The sequence below is a fragment of the Nocardia sp. TBRC8007 genome, from assembly GCF_056629435.1.
In genome coordinates this window covers 122147-137038 of record NZ_JBWSOR010000003.1, presented here as the reverse complement: position 1 = coordinate 137038, position 14892 = coordinate 122147, and the positions used below count along the sequence as shown (strand labels likewise).

Here is a 14892-nt window from a genome sequence, read left to right as displayed (position 1 = left end):
GTTCGGTGTCCATCGGAGACGGCCGGGTAACGTCGGACGCATGAGCGCGCATACGGATTCCAGGTTCGAAGCACATGTCTACCGTGCTCGGCTGGAGCGGGCAGTGGAGCAGATAAGGGTCGCCCATTTGGACGCCTTGTTGATCACTCCAGGAGCAGACCTGCGTTATCTGATCGGATCAGCGGCCGAGTCGTTCGAGCGGTTGACCTGTTTGGTGATCCCGGCGGATGGGGCGACACCTTCGGTGGTGGTCCCGAAACTGGAGCTGGCGGCGCTGGACGGCTCGGCGGTGGAGGAATTGGGTCTGAAGGTGTTGGACTGGGTCGACGGGATCGACCCGTATGCCCTGGTGAAGTCTACGTTGCACGTCGGTTCCAGGGTGGCTGTCGCCGACGCCATGCCCGCGCTGCACTTGCTGCCGCTGGCCGAATCGTTCACCGGTCTTCCGGTATCCGCCACTCCGGTACTCCGCGAACTACGTATGGTCAAGGACCAGGCCGAGCTGGATGCGCTGCGGCGGGCGGGCGCGGCGATCGATCGAGTGCATGCGCGCATGGGGGAGTTCTTGCGGGTGGGTCGTACTGAGGCCGAGGTCGGCGCCGAGATCGCGGCCGCGATCGTCGCGGAGGGGCATATCGAGGCGGCGTTCGTCATCGTCGGAAGCGGCCCGCACGGCGCCGAGCCACATCATGAGATGTCCGATCGACGTATCGAGGCAGGGGATGTGGTGGTCGTCGATATCGGCGGCCCGGTCGGCCCCGGCTACTATTCGGACTCCACCCGCACCTATGTACTGGGCGAGCCCGGCTCGGAGGTGGCCGCCCGATACGCCGAACTGGAGCGTGCCCAGGCGGCGGCTGTCGCGGCGGTTCGCCCGGGTGTCACCGCGGCCGCGGTGGATGCCGCGGCGCGTGGCCCTTTGACCGAGGCGGGTCTCGGTCCTGCCTTTCTGCACCGCACCGGCCACGGTATCGGTCTTTCGGTGCACGAGGAACCCTATATCGTCGCGGGCAACGGGCTCGTCCTGCAGCCGGGCATGGCGTTCAGCATCGAACCGGGCATCTATTTTCGTGGCGAGTGGGGTGCGCGCATCGAGGACATCGTGGTCGTCACGGCCGACGGCAGTGAGTCGGTGAACAACAGGCCACGCGGTCTCACTGTTCTGTGACCTGAGTTCCCTTCGGCTACGTCCTCGCCTGCGATGCGCTGAGGACTCTGCTGGACAGGACGCGCTGGACTTCGATGGCGATCACCACTCGGGTCGGATTTTCTCTCGGCGTGCGGTAGCGGCTCGTGTACCGCTCGACTGCCTCGGCGACGGCGGCTGCTTCGTCGAGGACGGTTGCCGGTCCCTCCAGGGTGATCCACCGGATGCCGTCGACTTGGCTGACCGCCGCGTATCCCGAACGGCGTACGTTGCGTACCTTCACCGAACTGCCGTCGGTGATCACGCGCGCGATTCCACGCTCTTGGTCCCAGGTGAACCCTACCGCCACCACATGCGGGGTACCATTGGCGCGCAACGTTGTCAGGGTAGCGAGATGCCGCTCGGTGACGAATTCGAGGGCGACGGGTGACAGTGGAGCAATATTCGCCGGCATCCCCCGACCGTAGCCCTTGTTGCTCAGCCCTTGTTGCTCACCACCCACCGTCCCGGTCCGCGGCCTGTGTCAGGCGCGGAGCAAACGGCGGCCACCTCGGCGCTGGGCCTCGGGTCCGCCGATGACAGACTGGGCGGATGGGAACGCGTGAGTTGCCCGGAGGGGCTGTTCTGCTACTGGGCGGGCGTAGTGAGATCGGGCTCGAGGTGGCACGGCGGCTGGCACCGGGGCGGGAGTTGATTCTCGCGGCTCGTCGCAGCCATGACCTGGACGCCGAGAGCGCATCGATCGTGCAAGCCGGTGCGCGCACTGTGCACACGGTCGAGTTCGACGCCGACGACGTCGCCGGTCATCCGGCGCTGCTGGAGAAGGTTGCGGCCGAACACGGACAGATCGGCATCGCAGTGCTCGCGTTCGGTGTACTCGGGGAACAGCGTCGTGCCGAGCGCGACCCCGCTCACGCGATGGCGATCGTGCACACCGACTTCGTCGCCCAAGTCAGTATGCTCACCCTCTTGGCGAATCTGCTGCGCGCTCAGGGGGAGGGACAGCTCGTAGTGTTCAGTTCGGTGGCAGGCGTACGGGTCCGGCGAGCCAACTATGTTTACGGGTCGGCCAAAGCCGGGCTCGACGGATTCGCCTGTGGCCTGGCGGATGCGTTGCACGGCAGCGGTGTTCATCTGCTGCTTGTCCGTACCGGGTTCGTCATCGGGCGTATGACCGAGGGAATGTCCCCGGCCCCGTTTTCCACCACCCCGAGCCGAGTCGCCGATGCTGTGGTCAAAGGATTGCGCAGGCGCGCGAGCCGAGTGTGGGTGCCTAGGGCGCTGCGACCGGTGTTCTTCGCATTGCGCCTGCTGCCCCGATCCATCTGGCGTCGGATGCCACGGTGAACGCGGCTGTGCCGGCGCCGTGGCCTGGGTCGCCGATCACGGTCGTCGGGATCGGTGCCGATGGTTGGGACGGCCTCGCTCCTGCCGCAAGGGAGGCCGCCCACGCCGCAGAGATCCTGTACGGTTCCGCGCGGCAGCTCGCACTCGTGCCGGATACGGTGGCGGCGACTCGGGTGTGTTGGCCTTCGCCGCTGTTGCCCGCTTTGCCCGAGCTCTTCGAGCGGCATGCCTGCGCGCGGCTGTGTGTTCTGGCCAGTGGTGATCCGATGTTCTTCGGTATCGGCGTCACGCTGGCCCGCCTGCTGGGCGCACCGGCGTTGCGCGTTTTGCCGCAGCCATCGTCTGCTTCGCTGGCCTGTGCTCGGCTGGGTTGGCCGCTGGCGAAGACGCCGGTGGTGAGCGTGGTGGGGCGCCCGGTGGAGTCAGTGCTGCCCGAGCTGGCCGACCGCAGGCGCTTGTTGGTGCTCAGCGCCGACGAGCGCACCCCACGGGAGCTGGCACAGCTGCTGGGACGCCACGGTTTCGGGGACTCCGAGCTGATCGTCCTCGAGCAACTGGGTGGTCCGGCCGAACGACTCAGCACGGGTATCGCGAAGCGGTGGGAACGGCCGCCGGGCGATCCGCTGAACATTGTCGCGATCATCTGTGTAGCCGACGCCGACCAGGACCGGCAGCGTTCGACCCGTTTTCCCGGCCTGCCGGACGAATTGTTCTGCGGTGACGGTCAGCTCACCAAACAGGAGATCCGTGCGCTGACGTTGGCGATGCTGGCGCCTTCTCCAGGAGAATTGCTGTGGGATATCGGCGGCGGATCGGGCAGTATCGCGATCGAATGGTGCCGTGCGCATCCGGATAACCGCGCCGTCACCTTCGAGCGGCTCGCGCGCCGACGGCAGCAGATCGTGGACAATGCCGCCGCACTGGGGGTTCCGCAGATTCTGGTTCGCGGTGAGTTATGTGCCGAGCTCGGCGGCGTCGAGGCTGTCGCGCCCGACGCGATTTTCGTCGGTGGTGGTCTGACACAGGATGGCGTGCTGGAGACATGCTGGGCGCGGCTACGACACGGCGGTAGGCTCGTCGCGAACGCGGTGACCGCCGAATCGGAATCCGTGCTGCTCGGCTGGGCGGCCGCGCATGGCGGTGTGCTGCGGAAGTTTCAGATCTACCGTGGCGAGCCGCTGGGATCTTTCACCGCGTGGCGGCCCCAGCTCCCGGTGGCGCAGTGGTCGGTGGTGAAGGAGTGACTGCCGGTGAGGTGAATCGCCGGTCCGGAATCACCCGCTAATGGGCGAGCATGCTACCGCCTACGCGGTAGGGTCGGGGCCGAGTCCGACTCGATCGGAAAACCGGTTCCGATGGGAGATAGATTGAGATACAAGACGCTCGTGGTGACCGCATTGCTGGCTGCTGCCGCTACTGGAGTCGCCTCCGGTGCCAGCTATGCCGCGCCGGCGCCACCTGCCGCGCAGGAGCAGACTGCCGCCGTATCCTCGGTTACGGGTTCGGAACACGGCATCGATTACGCACTAGAGCTCGCCGACGCTGGTAAGTCGGTGATCGCAGGCGTGACCGGCGGTGCGTTCGTAATCGACGCCGACCGACGGTCGGTCACTATGACGAATTCGGTGGGGGAGGTCGTCACGACGATTCCGCTCACTATGACAGTCGGCGGACAGCAGATCCGAGTCGCCGCGGAGATCGCGGGCGAGGGCACGAGGCTGACGTTGACCCCGCGGCTCGCCTCGACCGCGAACGCGCCGGTGTCCGCTGAGTTCATCGGCGCCCAGGAGTGGTTTCTAGCTGAGTTGCAGCGCGCCTCGCTCGGCGCCGCGTTCGGTGGCTTGATCGGCGCCGCCATCGGTCTCGTTTTCTTCGGTATCGGTGTTCTGCCCGGTGCCGCGCTCGGTGCGCTGATCGGTCTCGCCGTCGCGGGCGGGCCTGCGCTACTGGACGCGGGAATCGCCTATTTCAGCGGTCAGCCCTGAGGATTCTGCTATTGGGCGGCACTCGGGAAGCGCGGGAGCTGGCCCACATTGCTTCCGGCGAGCGAGAGTTCGAGGCCATTTCCTCGCTCGCCGGTCGCGTACGAGCGCCGCTGTTGCCCGAAGGGACGATCCGGGTCGGAGGTTTCGGCGGAGCGGAGGGATTGCGTGCCTGGATCGCGGATAACGATGTAGCCGCGGTGGTGGATGCCACGCACCCATTCGCGGCGACCATCACCGACCATGCGGTTGTAGCGGCGCGTGCTGTGGGGGTGCCGCTGGTGCATCTGCGGCGGCCGAGCTGGCAAGAGCGGGTGGGGGATCGGTGGATTCGGGTGCCCGATCTCGCGGCGGCCGCGACGGTGACAGCGACGCTCGGCGCGCGGGTATTCCTGACTATCGGCCGGCAAGGTGTGGACGCGTTCGCTGGGCTGGTTCGGCAGTGGTTTCTGATCCGCGCCATCGACCCACCGGAAGGTCCGTTGCCGCCGCAGCACGAAATGCTTTTGGCTCGCGGACCTTTCGCTGTCGAGGACGAATTGCGACTGATCACCGCGCGACGGGTGGAGGTGCTCGTCACCAAAGACAGCGGTGGTGACCAGACCGAAGCCAAACTGGTGGCTGCCCGCACGGCGGGAATCCCGGTCGTCGTCATCGATCGTCCGCCTCTGCCCGAGGGGACGGAAACCGTGGAGACCGTCGCACAAGTAATGGATTGGTTGCGTGTGTTGCGCGCCGATGGCGAATGATCTCGGTCGCGGCACCATCGAGCCGGGATATCGCCGGCTGCTGGAGGCTCAGCTGTCGAGAAGCTCGGGTAGCTGGTCGAACCACGCCAACACGGCTCGTTCGTAGCGGATCCCGAAATCGAGTGTGGCGCGAGCGAAGGCTGATCTTTCCACCGGATTCTCGGCGAGATACTGAGCGAGTCGCTGCTGATGGATCTCACGATTGGCTGCGACGATATCGTCGAGCCGTTCGCGATCGAGATGTTCACCGAACGAGAGGGTGAGCAGCAGGGGCGCCCGGATGGTCTCCCCACCGAGATCACGGGCGATCCATTCGCGGAATGCTTCTCGTCCCGCGGCGGTGATGTGGTAAGGCGTCCGTTCGCGGGCACCGACTTCCCCCTTCTCGACCAGCCCTGCCGCGTCCATCGTGTTGAGTTCTCGATAGACTTGGCTTTGGGTGATTGTCCAGAAGCTGCCGATCCGGTCTTGTGCTTCGGTCACCAGATCCCAGCCCGACATGGGACCTTCGTGCAGAAATCCGAGCAGCGACGCCGCCGTCGAGTTCAGTGGCTTGCGTGTGGCCGCGGTCGTGGTCAACGCCTGCTCCCTTCGCTCCAACATTCCATAGTGGAATGTTATCATTGCGGGCGCATCGTTCCGCACCGGCCGGTCGGCCGAGGTGGGTACGCATCCTATGCGATGGCCCGCTCCAGCTGCGTGCGCAGATCCTACGCGTCGCCGACCGCTGCGTCCTGTGGGCGACTGTAGTGTCGGGATGTGTAAACTCGGGTACCCTGACTTGTTTCGAACGTTGTTGTGGTGGATGCGCCGATGATCAGCAGCGTGCGCATGTCCACGTCGGCGGGGTCGAGATCGCCGAGCGCCATCACCCGGACCGACTCGGTCGGCCCGCCGACGTCCCGCCCGACCACCACGGGCGTGTCGGGCTTGCGGTGCTCCAAGAGCAGGTCCCGCATCGCGCCCACTTGCCAGGTGCGCTGCGACGATGCCGGATTGTATATCGCGATGGCCATATCGGCCGCCGCGACGGCGGAAAGGCGCTGTGCCACGACATCCCAGGGCTTGAGTCGGTCGGACAGCGAGATCATCGCGTAGTCGTGCCCGAGCGGTGCGCCCACCCGACCGGCTACCGCGTTGGCCGCAGTGATCCCTGGCAGCACGCGCACCGGCACCTCGCGCCACTGTGGGTTCTCGGCTTCCGCGAGCACGGCCGCCGCCATGGCGAAGACACCGGGATCGCCCGAAGAGACGACCGCGACCTTGGCACCCCGTTTGGCCAGGTCCAGAGCCATCGCGGCGCGCTCGGACTCCACCCGGTTGTCGCTGGCGTGGCGACGTTGCCCAGGATGCCGGGGTACCCGGTTCAAATAGGTGGTGTAGCCGACCAGGTCGGTGGCCGCCGCGAGTGCCGAGCGCACCTCGACGGTAGTCCACTCCGCTGCTCCCGGACCAAGTCCTACCACCACGACTTCGCCACCACGGTGGGCGGGCGGGGTGTCGTGTACCCGCTGTCCCGCCGTCGAATCCGGTTCGACGCGGGGCAGCGATACGGTCGTCTCGACACTGGGGACGAGGGTGATGGAGAAGTAGGGTACTTCGGCAGCGTCGACCGCGTCGGCAGGCAGGACGCGTTGCTCGGTAGTGCTCGCTCGTTCGACATAGTAGGCGTCGGCGAGTCGCCCGGAATCGGAGAGAGCGCGGTGGACGCTGGGGTAGGTCCGACCCAATTTCATGATCGCGGCAGCCTCGGTCGTGCGCAACCGGCGGGTGAGTTCGTCGACCGGCAGTGTGCCAGGCAAGACGGTGAGCACCTGCTCGCCCTCGACCAGCGGCGTACCCAATGCGGCCGCTGCGGCGCTGACCGAGGTGACGCCAGGTATGACCTCGGTCTCGAAGCGGTCGGCCAAGCGCCGGTGCATATGCATGTACGAGCTGTAGAACAGGGGATCCCCCGCGGCGAGCAAGGCGACCGAACGGCCTGCGGCCAAGTGCTCGGCCAGCCGTTCGGCGGCCTGGTGGTAGAACTCGTCGATCGCGCCCCGATAGCCGCCTGGATGCTCGGTGGTCTCGGTGGTCACCGGGTAGACGAGGTGCTCCTCCAGCTGGTCAGGGCGCATGTACGGCGCCGCGATGCGGCGGGAGATGCTTCGACCGTGGCGCGCACTGTGGAACGCGATGACATCGGCGGCCCCGATCACCGTCGCCGCTTTGACCGTGACCAGTTCGGGATCGCCTGGGCCTAGCCCGACACCCCATAATTTTCCCGGAACGCTCATTGCTGCTCGCTCGCGATCGCGTTCACCGCGGAGGCGGTAATGGCACTGCCACCACGTCTGCCGCGCACCGTGAGGTATTCGATGCCGTCGGTGTCGATCAGCGCGTCCTTGGATTCGACGGCTCCGATGAACCCGACCGGGATACCGAGGACAGCGGCGGGGCGAGGTGCGCCGTTCGCCAGCAGATCGAGTAGATGGAACAGCGCGGTCGGGGCGTTTCCGATCGCGACGACGGCGCCTGCGAGCTGGTCTCGCCACAGCTCCAACGCGGCGGCGGAGCGGGTGGTGCCCATGGTCGCGGCCAAGTGTGACACCCGTGGATCGGTGAGTGTGCACAGCACTTCGTTGTCCGCGGGTAGTCGTTTCCTGGTCACGCCCGCGGCGACCATGGTCGCGTCACACAGAATCGGCGCGCCCGCCCGCAGCGCCGCCCGCGCGGTGGTGACGACACCGGGAGAGAAGGCGATGTCCTCGGCGAGATCCACTTGGCCGCAGCCGTGGATCATCCGTACCACCACCTGCGTCACATCCGCAGGGAACCTGCTCAGATCGGCCTCTGCGCGGATCGTCGCGAACGAGCGTCGGTAGATCTCGGCTCCGTCGGTCAGATAGCAGGCATGTACCTCGGACATGCGGTCCACCTTATGGGCCGGGGGATGGACGGGCCGGTTCGGGTCGAGGGGAGCTGGGCAGTGATGTCGAGTCCGATATGGTGAGATCGCAGGCTCGGGTTCGCGGGCGCTCGAGGAGCCGGGACATGACAATCGAGCTCCTGGTGCGTCCCACCCGCGCGTTCTCCCTGATTCGCTCCACGGTCACCTCGATCTCGGCCATATCGGCGGCTATCACGTGTACCAGCGCATCGGCCTCTCCCGCAATGGTCCACACCCCGACCACCTGTGGAATCGGTTCCAGGCTGCGTTTGAGTTCGGCGGGAGAGATGTTGTCGCGGTAGTAGACCTCGACGTACGCCTCGGTTTTCCAGCCCAGCGCCGCCGGATTGACCAATGCCGTGAACCCGGTGATCTGTTTGTTCGCCACGAGGCGGTCGACCCGTCGCTTCACCGCGGGCGCGGACAGCCCGACCGCGTCGCCGATCTCCTGAAAGGAGGCTCGCGCGCGTTTGAGCAGTTGCTCGAGGATTCGCCGATCGAGGTCGTCCATGTCTCTTCTCCCGGAGGGTACGCAATGAATAGCTGTTCTTCCGACTGAATACACAACGAATCGTTGTTTCTAGCGCAACAGTAGGCCATTTACTGTCATGACGACCGAAGGCATCCGACCCTTGGGAGTACTGATGACGTCTGTAGCCCCTCGCCTCGACTTCACTGCGCACCGCTCGTCGCCGCGCCGGTTCGTCATGTGCCGTCCCGACTACTTCGATGTCACCTACTCGATCAACCCATGGATGAATCCTGCCGAGCCGATAGACCGTTCGCTCGCGATCGAGCAGTGGGAGACGCTGCGCGCCACCTACATGAAATACGGGCACACCGTCGAGGTGGTACCCGGTGTACCAGGACTGCCGGATATGGTGTTCGCCGCCAACGGCGGGCTGATCATCGGGGAGCGCGCGATCTCGGCGCGCTTCACCCACCAGGAACGCGCCGCCGAAGGCCCGGCCTACCACCGTTGGTTCGCCGGGCTCGGGGTGCGGACCTTGGTAGCAGCTGAAGAAGTGAACGAAGGGGAGGGAGATTTTCTTCTGGTCGGTGACCGGCTCTTGGCGGGCATGGGATTCCGCAGTTCGTCTGCCGCACACGAAGAAGTCTCCCGCTATTTCGGCCTGCCCGTGGTGTCTCTGGAACTGATAGACCCGCGCTTCTATCACCTGGATACGGTGCTGCTTCCGTTGGGTGGTCGTACTATCGCCTACTATCCGCCTGCCTTCGGTCCGGAGTCTCGCGCGGTTCTCGCTGAGCTCTACCCGGATGCGATCACGGCCACCGAGGAGGATGCGGTGGTGCTCGGATTGAACGGTGTCTGTACCGGGCACACCGTCTTCCTCAGCAGTCGCGCCACTGATCTGCGCGAGGCTTTGCGCGCTCGCGGCTATCACCCGGTCGGTATCGAGATGTCCGAGCTGCTCAAGGCGGGCGGTTCCGTCAAATGTTGCACCCTCGAAATCCACGACAGGTGACAAACCGGACACACGCCAGGTAAGGCGATGAGCGTGACGACGGGTCTCGGAGCGGGTTATCCGATGCGATACCCCTCGCTGGTGGCCACGATATCGGTGACCGCGCCTCGGGGACGGCCGCAGCGACGGTCGCAGCCGGACCAGTGTTGCCGACCGGCTACCGCGATGTCCGTCGCGGCCATCGGTAGTGCTGCTGGTGCTCCGACGTCCGGAGCGGTCCCGGTGGTGGGCAGTACTCGGTCGGTGCCGACCGCTGTTGTCGCATCGGCCCGGACATTGGCGTGCGATTTCGCGCACCCCGGTAGTCCGGTGCAGGTGCTGACCAGCAGCCAGCGGGAATCGGCGTCGAAGATCATCCCCATCGGGGCCAATACTCGTACTACCTGTTCGGCGGCCCACTCGGTCAGATCGGTGACCACCAGGCTGCGCCAAGGGGTGGCGAAAATGGGTCGCTCGATCGCGGCGAGGAACTCGGCGGTGCGGGCGGGCACAGCGCCGAGGCGCACGCCGGCCCCGAGGCCGACCAACCCGTTGTCCTGCGTCAGCCATCCGATCGGCAAGGGGTGCGCCGTGGCGAGCTCGAGTCGATCGGCGGTAGGGGACAGCCCGAGGAGATCGATCAGGCGTTCGGTGCCGTTTTCGATGTCGCGCAACCGCCAGTGGCCCGCATTGTCACCACGTAGCTTCAGGAAACCGTGGGCAGCGGCGAGCATGGCCTCGACCGCGTCGGTGGTCGGGAGCCGGACTCCGCTGTCCCTGCCGGCCAGGAGCATCGCGAACTCGTCCGCGCCTAGGGCTTGTACGCCGATATCGGCGTCGAGTCCGCTGACGTCGCCACGCCCGTCATCGAGCGTGAACAACACTCGGCCGGGCAGACCGGCCAGTCGCGGCGCCCCCCGCAGCCCGGCATCCAGCTCCGCGACAAGCGGGTGGATATCGGTCAGTCCGCCGATTCGCCCGGATAGCGGCGAAGCGATGATATTGCGCACCCGCTCATGGGTGCGGCTCGGTAGCAGGCCGACGGTTGTCAACCGTTCGGTCAGCGCTTCCGCATCTCGTACCCGGCGCAATTGGACGTTGCCGCGTGAAGTGAGCTCGATGTCTCCGTCCGCTACCGTATGCGCGGCCTCCGCGAGCGCCTGCCACTGCGCAGGCTCCAGCAGTCCACCCGGCACTCGAATCCGCGCCAGCGGCCCATCGGCCGCCTCGTGCAGCCGCAGTACGCCTGGGCAGGAATCAGGTATGCGTCGTGACATATCCAGCCCAGCTTACGGACCCTTAGCAGGCACGGAGTATGCGGTCGGTCACCGGACGAGCCGGCTCAGCTGGTCGAGCACGGCGGAACCAACTGGTTCAGTGCCCGGCGGAACCAACTGGTTCAGTGGTCGGCCGGGGTTACCCGAAATGTGGACGACGCCCAGCGGGTGGGCCGGACGCGGGGCCGGGCCCGGCCGAGAAGACGGGTAGCATCGGCATGCTCGACGGGTGACGAGGAAACCGGTGGAAGTCCGGTGCGGTCGCGCCACTGTAGAAAGCCAGACCCTCTCCGGCGAGCAGCGAACCCCGATGGGCGCGTCACCCGAGGAAGGCTGGCATTGTGTTTGTGCTGTTGTCCACGTCCGATACCGACCTGCTGAGCGCCCGCGCCAGCGGCGCCGACTATCGGTGGGGAAATCCCGCTCGACTGCAGGCCGACGACATACCTGCCCTGCTGGAGGGCGCCGATCTGGTGATCGTACGTCTCCTCGGCGGTAAACGCGCATGGGAGGACGGGCTGCAGGCGCTGCGTGCCCGTGGTGTTCCGCTGGTCACGCTCGGTGGGGAGAACGCTCCGGACGCCGAGTTGATGGCATGCTCGACAGTGCCTGGCGGCGTCGCGACCGCCGCGCACAATTATCTGGCCGCAGGCGGTCCGGAGAATCTGCGTCAACTGCACAATTTCCTGTCCGATACGGTACTGCTCACCGGGCACGGCTTCGAGCCGCCGATACAGTTGCCCAGTTGGGGTGAACTGGATCGGGTCACCGCGCCGGTGGCCGATGGTCCGACGGTCGCGGTGATCTACTACCGCGCGCAGCATCTGGCAGGCAACACCGCCTACATCGATGCCCTGTGTACCGCGATCGAACAGGCGGGCGCGCGCCCGCTCCCGCTGTACTGTGCGTCGTTGCGCACCGCCGAACCCGAATTCCTCGCTGCGCTGCGCCGCGCCGACGCACTGGTGGTGACGGTACTCGCCGCCGGTGGAACCAAGCCTGCCACCGCCTCGGCGGGCGGTGCGGACGAAGCGTGGGATATCGGTGCGCTCGCCGAACTGGATGTGCCCATCCTTCAAGGTTTATGCTTGACCACCGGCCGGGCCCAATGGGCGACCAACGACGACGGCCTGTCGCCACTGGATGTCGCCACTCAGGTCGCGGTCCCGGAGTTCGACGGTCGGATCATCACGGTTCCGTTCTCGTTCAAGGAGTTCGACGCGGACGGCCTGTCCACTTACGTCCCCGACCTCGAGCGCGCGGCTAGAGTGGCGGGCATCGCGACGCGTTATGCTCGGCTGCGTCATATTCCCGCCGCGCGTAAGCGTGTTGTCGTCATGTTGTCGGCCTACCCCACCAAGCATGCCCGCATCGGCAACGCGGTCGGCCTGGACACCCCGGCCAGCGCGATCCGCTTACTCACCGAAATGCGCTGCGCCGGCTATGACCTCGGTGCCCATGGTGAGATCCCTGGCCTGGACGATCAGGACGGTGACATTCTGATCCATGCCTTGATCGCCGCGGGCGGGCAGGATCCGGACTGGCTGACCAGTGAACAGCTGGCGGGCAATCCGATCCGTATCGGTGCGGGCACCTACGCCGCTTGGTTCGAGACCCTGGCCGAGGATCTGCGTACCGCCGTGGTCGAGGCATGGGGCCCGCCGCCCGGTGAGCTCTATGTCGACCGCTCGTCCGATCCGGACGGTGAGATCGTCATCGCGGCACTGCGTTTCGGCAATGTCGTGCTCATGGTGCAGCCGCCGCGCGGTTTCGGCGAGAACCCCGTCGCGATCTACCACGATCCGGATCTGCCACCCAGCCACCATTACCTGGCCGCTTACCGATGGCTCGGCGCTGCCGATGGCTTCGCCGCCGATGCGATAGTGCATCTGGGCAAGCACGGGAACCTGGAATGGCTGCCAGGCAAGACTTTGGGCATGTCGGACTCCTGCGGCGCAGATGCCGCGTTGGGTGACCTGCCGCTGATCTATCCGTTCTTGGTCAACGATCCGGGCGAGGGTACCCAGGCCAAGCGACGGGCGCACGCCACTCTGGTCGATCATCTGATCCCCCCGATGGCTCGCGCGGAGAGCTACGGCGACATCGCGCGGCTGGAGCAGCTACTCGACGAGCATGCCAATATCTCCGCGCTGGATCCTGCCAAGCTCCCCGCCATCCGCCAACAGATCTGGACGCTGATGCGTGCCGCCGAAATGGATCACGATCTGGGACTCATCGAACGCCCGGACGAGGACTCCTTCGATGACATGCTGCTGCATGTCGATGGTTGGTTGTGCGAGATCAAGGACGTGCAGATCCGCGATGGCCTGCACGTGCTCGGGCGGGCGCCCGAAGGGGAGGAGGAACTGGACCTGGTATTGGCCATGCTCCGGGCGCGCCAGCTGTGGGGCGGTGAGCGTACGGTGCCCGGTCTGCGGGAGGCGCTCGGACTCGACGAGTCGGGCAAACAGATGCGGGAACGAGTCGACACCGTGGAAGACAACGCCCGCGCGCTCGTCGCGACATTGCAGGCGGCGCGCTGGTCGCCGGACGCGGTCGACAACATTACCGACAACCCGGAGGTCCGCCGGGTATTGCGATTCGCGGCGACCGAGGTAGTGCCGCGTTTACGACAGACAGGCAGGGAGATCGGGCAGGTGCTGCACGCACTCGACGGTGGGTTCATCCCGGCGGGTCCGAGCGGTTCACCGTTGCGTGGCCTGATCAATGTGTTGCCGACCGGTCGCAACTTCTACTCGGTCGACCCGAAAGCCGTGCCCTCGCGGTTGGCCTGGGAAACCGGTCAGGCCATGGCGGAATCGCTGCTGGAGAGATACCGGTCCGCCCATGGCGAATACCCGCGCTCGGTGGGCTTGTCGGTCTGGGGCACCTCGGCCATGCGCACATCAGGCGACGACGTCGCCGAAGTTCTCGCACTGTTGGGCGTTCGCCCGGTATGGGACGAAGCGAGCAGACGAGTCAGCGCGCTCGAGCTCATCTCGCTCGCGGAACTGGGTCGTCCCCGCATCGATGTCACTGTGCGCATCAGCGGTTTCTTCCGCGATGCCTTTCCGCATGTGCTCGCCTTGCTGGACGACGCGGTCTGCCTGGTCGCTGATCTGGACGAGCCGCACGAAGCGAACTATGTGCGTGCGCATGCCCAGGCCGATCTGGCAGCGCACGGCGACCAACGGCGCGCCACTACCCGTATCTTCGGCTCCAAACCGGGAACCTACGGTGCGGGCCTGCTGCAGCTGATCGATTCGAAGAGCTGGCGCACCGACGAGGATCTCGCCCAGGTGTACACCACCTGGGGGGGTTACGCTTATGGGCGCGATCTCGACGGGATTCCCGCTGCGGACGATATGCGCGACGCGTACCGCCGGATCGCGGTGGCTGCCAAGAACATCGACACTCGCGAGCACGACATCGCCGACTCGGATGACTATTTCCAGTTTCATGGCGGCATGGTCGCCACTGTGCGTGCGTTGACCGGCAAAGATCCGGAGGCATACGTCGGTGACAGCACCCGCCCCGACGCGGTGCGCACCAGGACCCTGTCGGAGGAGACCGCACGGGTGTTCCGGGCCCGCGTGGTGAACCCGCGCTGGCTCGCGGCTATGCGCAGGCACGGCTACAAGGGGGCGTTCGAGATGGCGGCGACTGTGGACTATCTGTTCGGCTACGACGCCACCACCGATGTCGTGGCCGACTGGATGTACGAAAAACTGGCGGAGAGTTACGTTTTCGATGAAATGAACCGGAAGTTCATGGAAAAGTCCAATCCTTGGGCATTGCATGGCATTGCCGAGCGGCTGTTGGAGGCGGTGGAAAGGAAACTCTGGGAGTATCCCGAACAGGCCGTGCTCGATCAGCTGCGACAGATATATCTCGATACCGAAGGAGAATTGGAGTAGCTGAAGCGCGACCGCATTCCCGCGACCGCATCCCCGAGCTTTGCACTGTCGCCGATATCGCCATGCACATCATGC

At 65.9% G+C, this 14892-nt stretch carries 12 protein-coding genes and 1 pseudogene; 7 read left to right on the top strand and 6 right to left on the bottom strand.

Features of this window, described 5'->3' with window-relative positions:
* Window positions 1-40: 40 nt before the first annotated feature.
* Complete coding sequence (locus ACX4ZE_RS04865) at window positions 41-1168, top strand: M24 family metallopeptidase (RefSeq protein ID WP_480272080.1); 1128 nt, start codon at window positions 41-43, stop codon at window positions 1166-1168.
* Between the two features lie 16 nt (window positions 1169-1184).
* Here the strand turns inward: ACX4ZE_RS04865 and ACX4ZE_RS04860 are convergent, their stop codons facing one another.
* On the bottom strand, window positions 1185-1601 hold the full coding sequence (locus ACX4ZE_RS04860) for a TIGR03618 family F420-dependent PPOX class oxidoreductase (protein ID WP_480272079.1): 417 nt from the start codon (window positions 1599-1601) through the stop codon (window positions 1185-1187).
* 137 nt (window positions 1602-1738) lie between these two features.
* Between ACX4ZE_RS04860 and dprE2 the strand changes: the two genes are divergently transcribed.
* The 4 genes from dprE2 to ACX4ZE_RS04840 all read left to right on the top strand — a co-directional run bounded on the left by dprE2 (window position 1739) and on the right by ACX4ZE_RS04840 (window position 5225).
* Window positions 1739-2494 carry a decaprenylphospho-beta-D-erythro-pentofuranosid-2-ulose 2-reductase gene (gene dprE2 / locus ACX4ZE_RS04855; RefSeq protein ID WP_480272078.1) on the top strand — a complete coding sequence of 252 codons (756 nt, stop codon included), beginning with the start codon at window positions 1739-1741 and terminating at the stop codon, window positions 2492-2494.
* On the top strand, window positions 2491-3738 hold the full coding sequence (gene cbiE, locus ACX4ZE_RS04850; RefSeq protein ID WP_480272077.1) for a precorrin-6y C5,15-methyltransferase (decarboxylating) subunit CbiE: 1248 nt from the start codon (window positions 2491-2493) through the stop codon (window positions 3736-3738). The genes dprE2 and cbiE overlap by 4 nt, the downstream gene beginning before the upstream one ends.
* Before the next feature lie 123 nt (window positions 3739-3861).
* Complete coding sequence (locus ACX4ZE_RS04845) at window positions 3862-4479, top strand: DUF8020 domain-containing protein (RefSeq protein ID WP_480272076.1); 618 nt, start codon at window positions 3862-3864, stop codon at window positions 4477-4479.
* Between the two features lie 2 nt (window positions 4480-4481).
* Window positions 4482-5225: a cobalt-precorrin-6A reductase gene (locus ACX4ZE_RS04840; RefSeq protein ID WP_480272245.1), complete on the top strand. Its 744-nt coding sequence runs from the start codon at window positions 4482-4484 to the stop codon at window positions 5223-5225.
* A gap of 48 nt (window positions 5226-5273) precedes the next feature.
* Here the strand turns inward: ACX4ZE_RS04840 and ACX4ZE_RS04835 are convergent, their stop codons facing one another.
* The 4 genes and pseudogenes from ACX4ZE_RS04835 to ACX4ZE_RS04820 all read right to left on the bottom strand — a co-directional run.
* A complete protein-coding gene (locus ACX4ZE_RS04835) occupies window positions 5274-5828 on the bottom strand; it encodes a PadR family transcriptional regulator (protein ID WP_480272075.1) in 555 nt (184 codons plus the stop codon).
* Between the two features lie 107 nt (window positions 5829-5935).
* Window positions 5936-7504 (bottom strand): precorrin-3B C(17)-methyltransferase, encoded by a 1569-nt coding sequence (cobJ, locus tag ACX4ZE_RS04830; protein WP_480272074.1) that lies wholly within the window; start codon window positions 7502-7504, stop codon window positions 5936-5938.
* Window positions 7501-8136 (bottom strand): precorrin-8X methylmutase, encoded by a 636-nt coding sequence (locus tag ACX4ZE_RS04825; RefSeq protein ID WP_480272073.1) that lies wholly within the window; start codon window positions 8134-8136, stop codon window positions 7501-7503. The genes cobJ and ACX4ZE_RS04825 overlap by 4 nt, the downstream gene beginning before the upstream one ends.
* 97 nt (window positions 8137-8233) lie before the next feature.
* A pseudogene (locus ACX4ZE_RS04820) lies at window positions 8234-8668 on the bottom strand (Lrp/AsnC family transcriptional regulator); the annotation flags it as partial.
* Window positions 8669-8801: 133 nt separating this feature from the next.
* On the opposite strand from ACX4ZE_RS04820, the gene ddaH reads away from it, so the two are divergent.
* A complete protein-coding gene (ddaH, locus tag ACX4ZE_RS04815) occupies window positions 8802-9644 on the top strand; it encodes a dimethylargininase (RefSeq protein ID WP_480272072.1) in 843 nt (280 codons plus the stop codon).
* Between the two features lie 56 nt (window positions 9645-9700).
* Here ddaH and ACX4ZE_RS04810 read toward each other — a convergent pair whose 3' ends face one another.
* On the bottom strand, window positions 9701-10900 hold the full coding sequence (locus ACX4ZE_RS04810; RefSeq protein ID WP_480272071.1) for a precorrin-3B synthase: 1200 nt from the start codon (window positions 10898-10900) through the stop codon (window positions 9701-9703).
* Window positions 10901-11241: 341 nt separating this feature from the next.
* Here ACX4ZE_RS04810 and cobN point away from each other — a divergent pair, with 341 nt between their 5' ends.
* Window positions 11242-14817 (top strand): cobaltochelatase subunit CobN, encoded by a 3576-nt coding sequence (cobN, locus tag ACX4ZE_RS04805; RefSeq protein WP_480272070.1) that lies wholly within the window; start codon window positions 11242-11244, stop codon window positions 14815-14817.
* Window positions 14818-14892: the final 75 nt, after the last annotated feature.

Coding starts and splice junctions, on each gene's coding strand:
- ACX4ZE_RS04825 (WP_480272073.1), bottom strand. CDS start 8,136: ATGTCCGAGGTACATGCCTGCTATCTGACCGACGGAGCCGAGATCTAC.
- ACX4ZE_RS04835 (WP_480272075.1), bottom strand. CDS start 5,828: ATGTTGGAGCGAAGGGAGCAGGCGTTGACCACGACCGCGGCCACACGC.
- cobJ (WP_480272074.1), bottom strand. CDS start 7,504: ATGAGCGTTCCGGGAAAATTATGGGGTGTCGGGCTAGGCCCAGGCGAT.
- ACX4ZE_RS04860 (WP_480272079.1), bottom strand. CDS start 1,601: ATGCCGGCGAATATTGCTCCACTGTCACCCGTCGCCCTCGAATTCGTC.
- ACX4ZE_RS04865 (WP_480272080.1), top strand. CDS start 41: ATGAGCGCGCATACGGATTCCAGGTTCGAAGCACATGTCTACCGTGCT.
- ddaH (WP_480272072.1), top strand. CDS start 8,802: ATGACGTCTGTAGCCCCTCGCCTCGACTTCACTGCGCACCGCTCGTCG.
- ACX4ZE_RS04810 (WP_480272071.1), bottom strand. CDS start 10,900: ATGTCACGACGCATACCTGATTCCTGCCCAGGCGTACTGCGGCTGCAC.
- dprE2 (WP_480272078.1), top strand. CDS start 1,739: ATGGGAACGCGTGAGTTGCCCGGAGGGGCTGTTCTGCTACTGGGCGGG.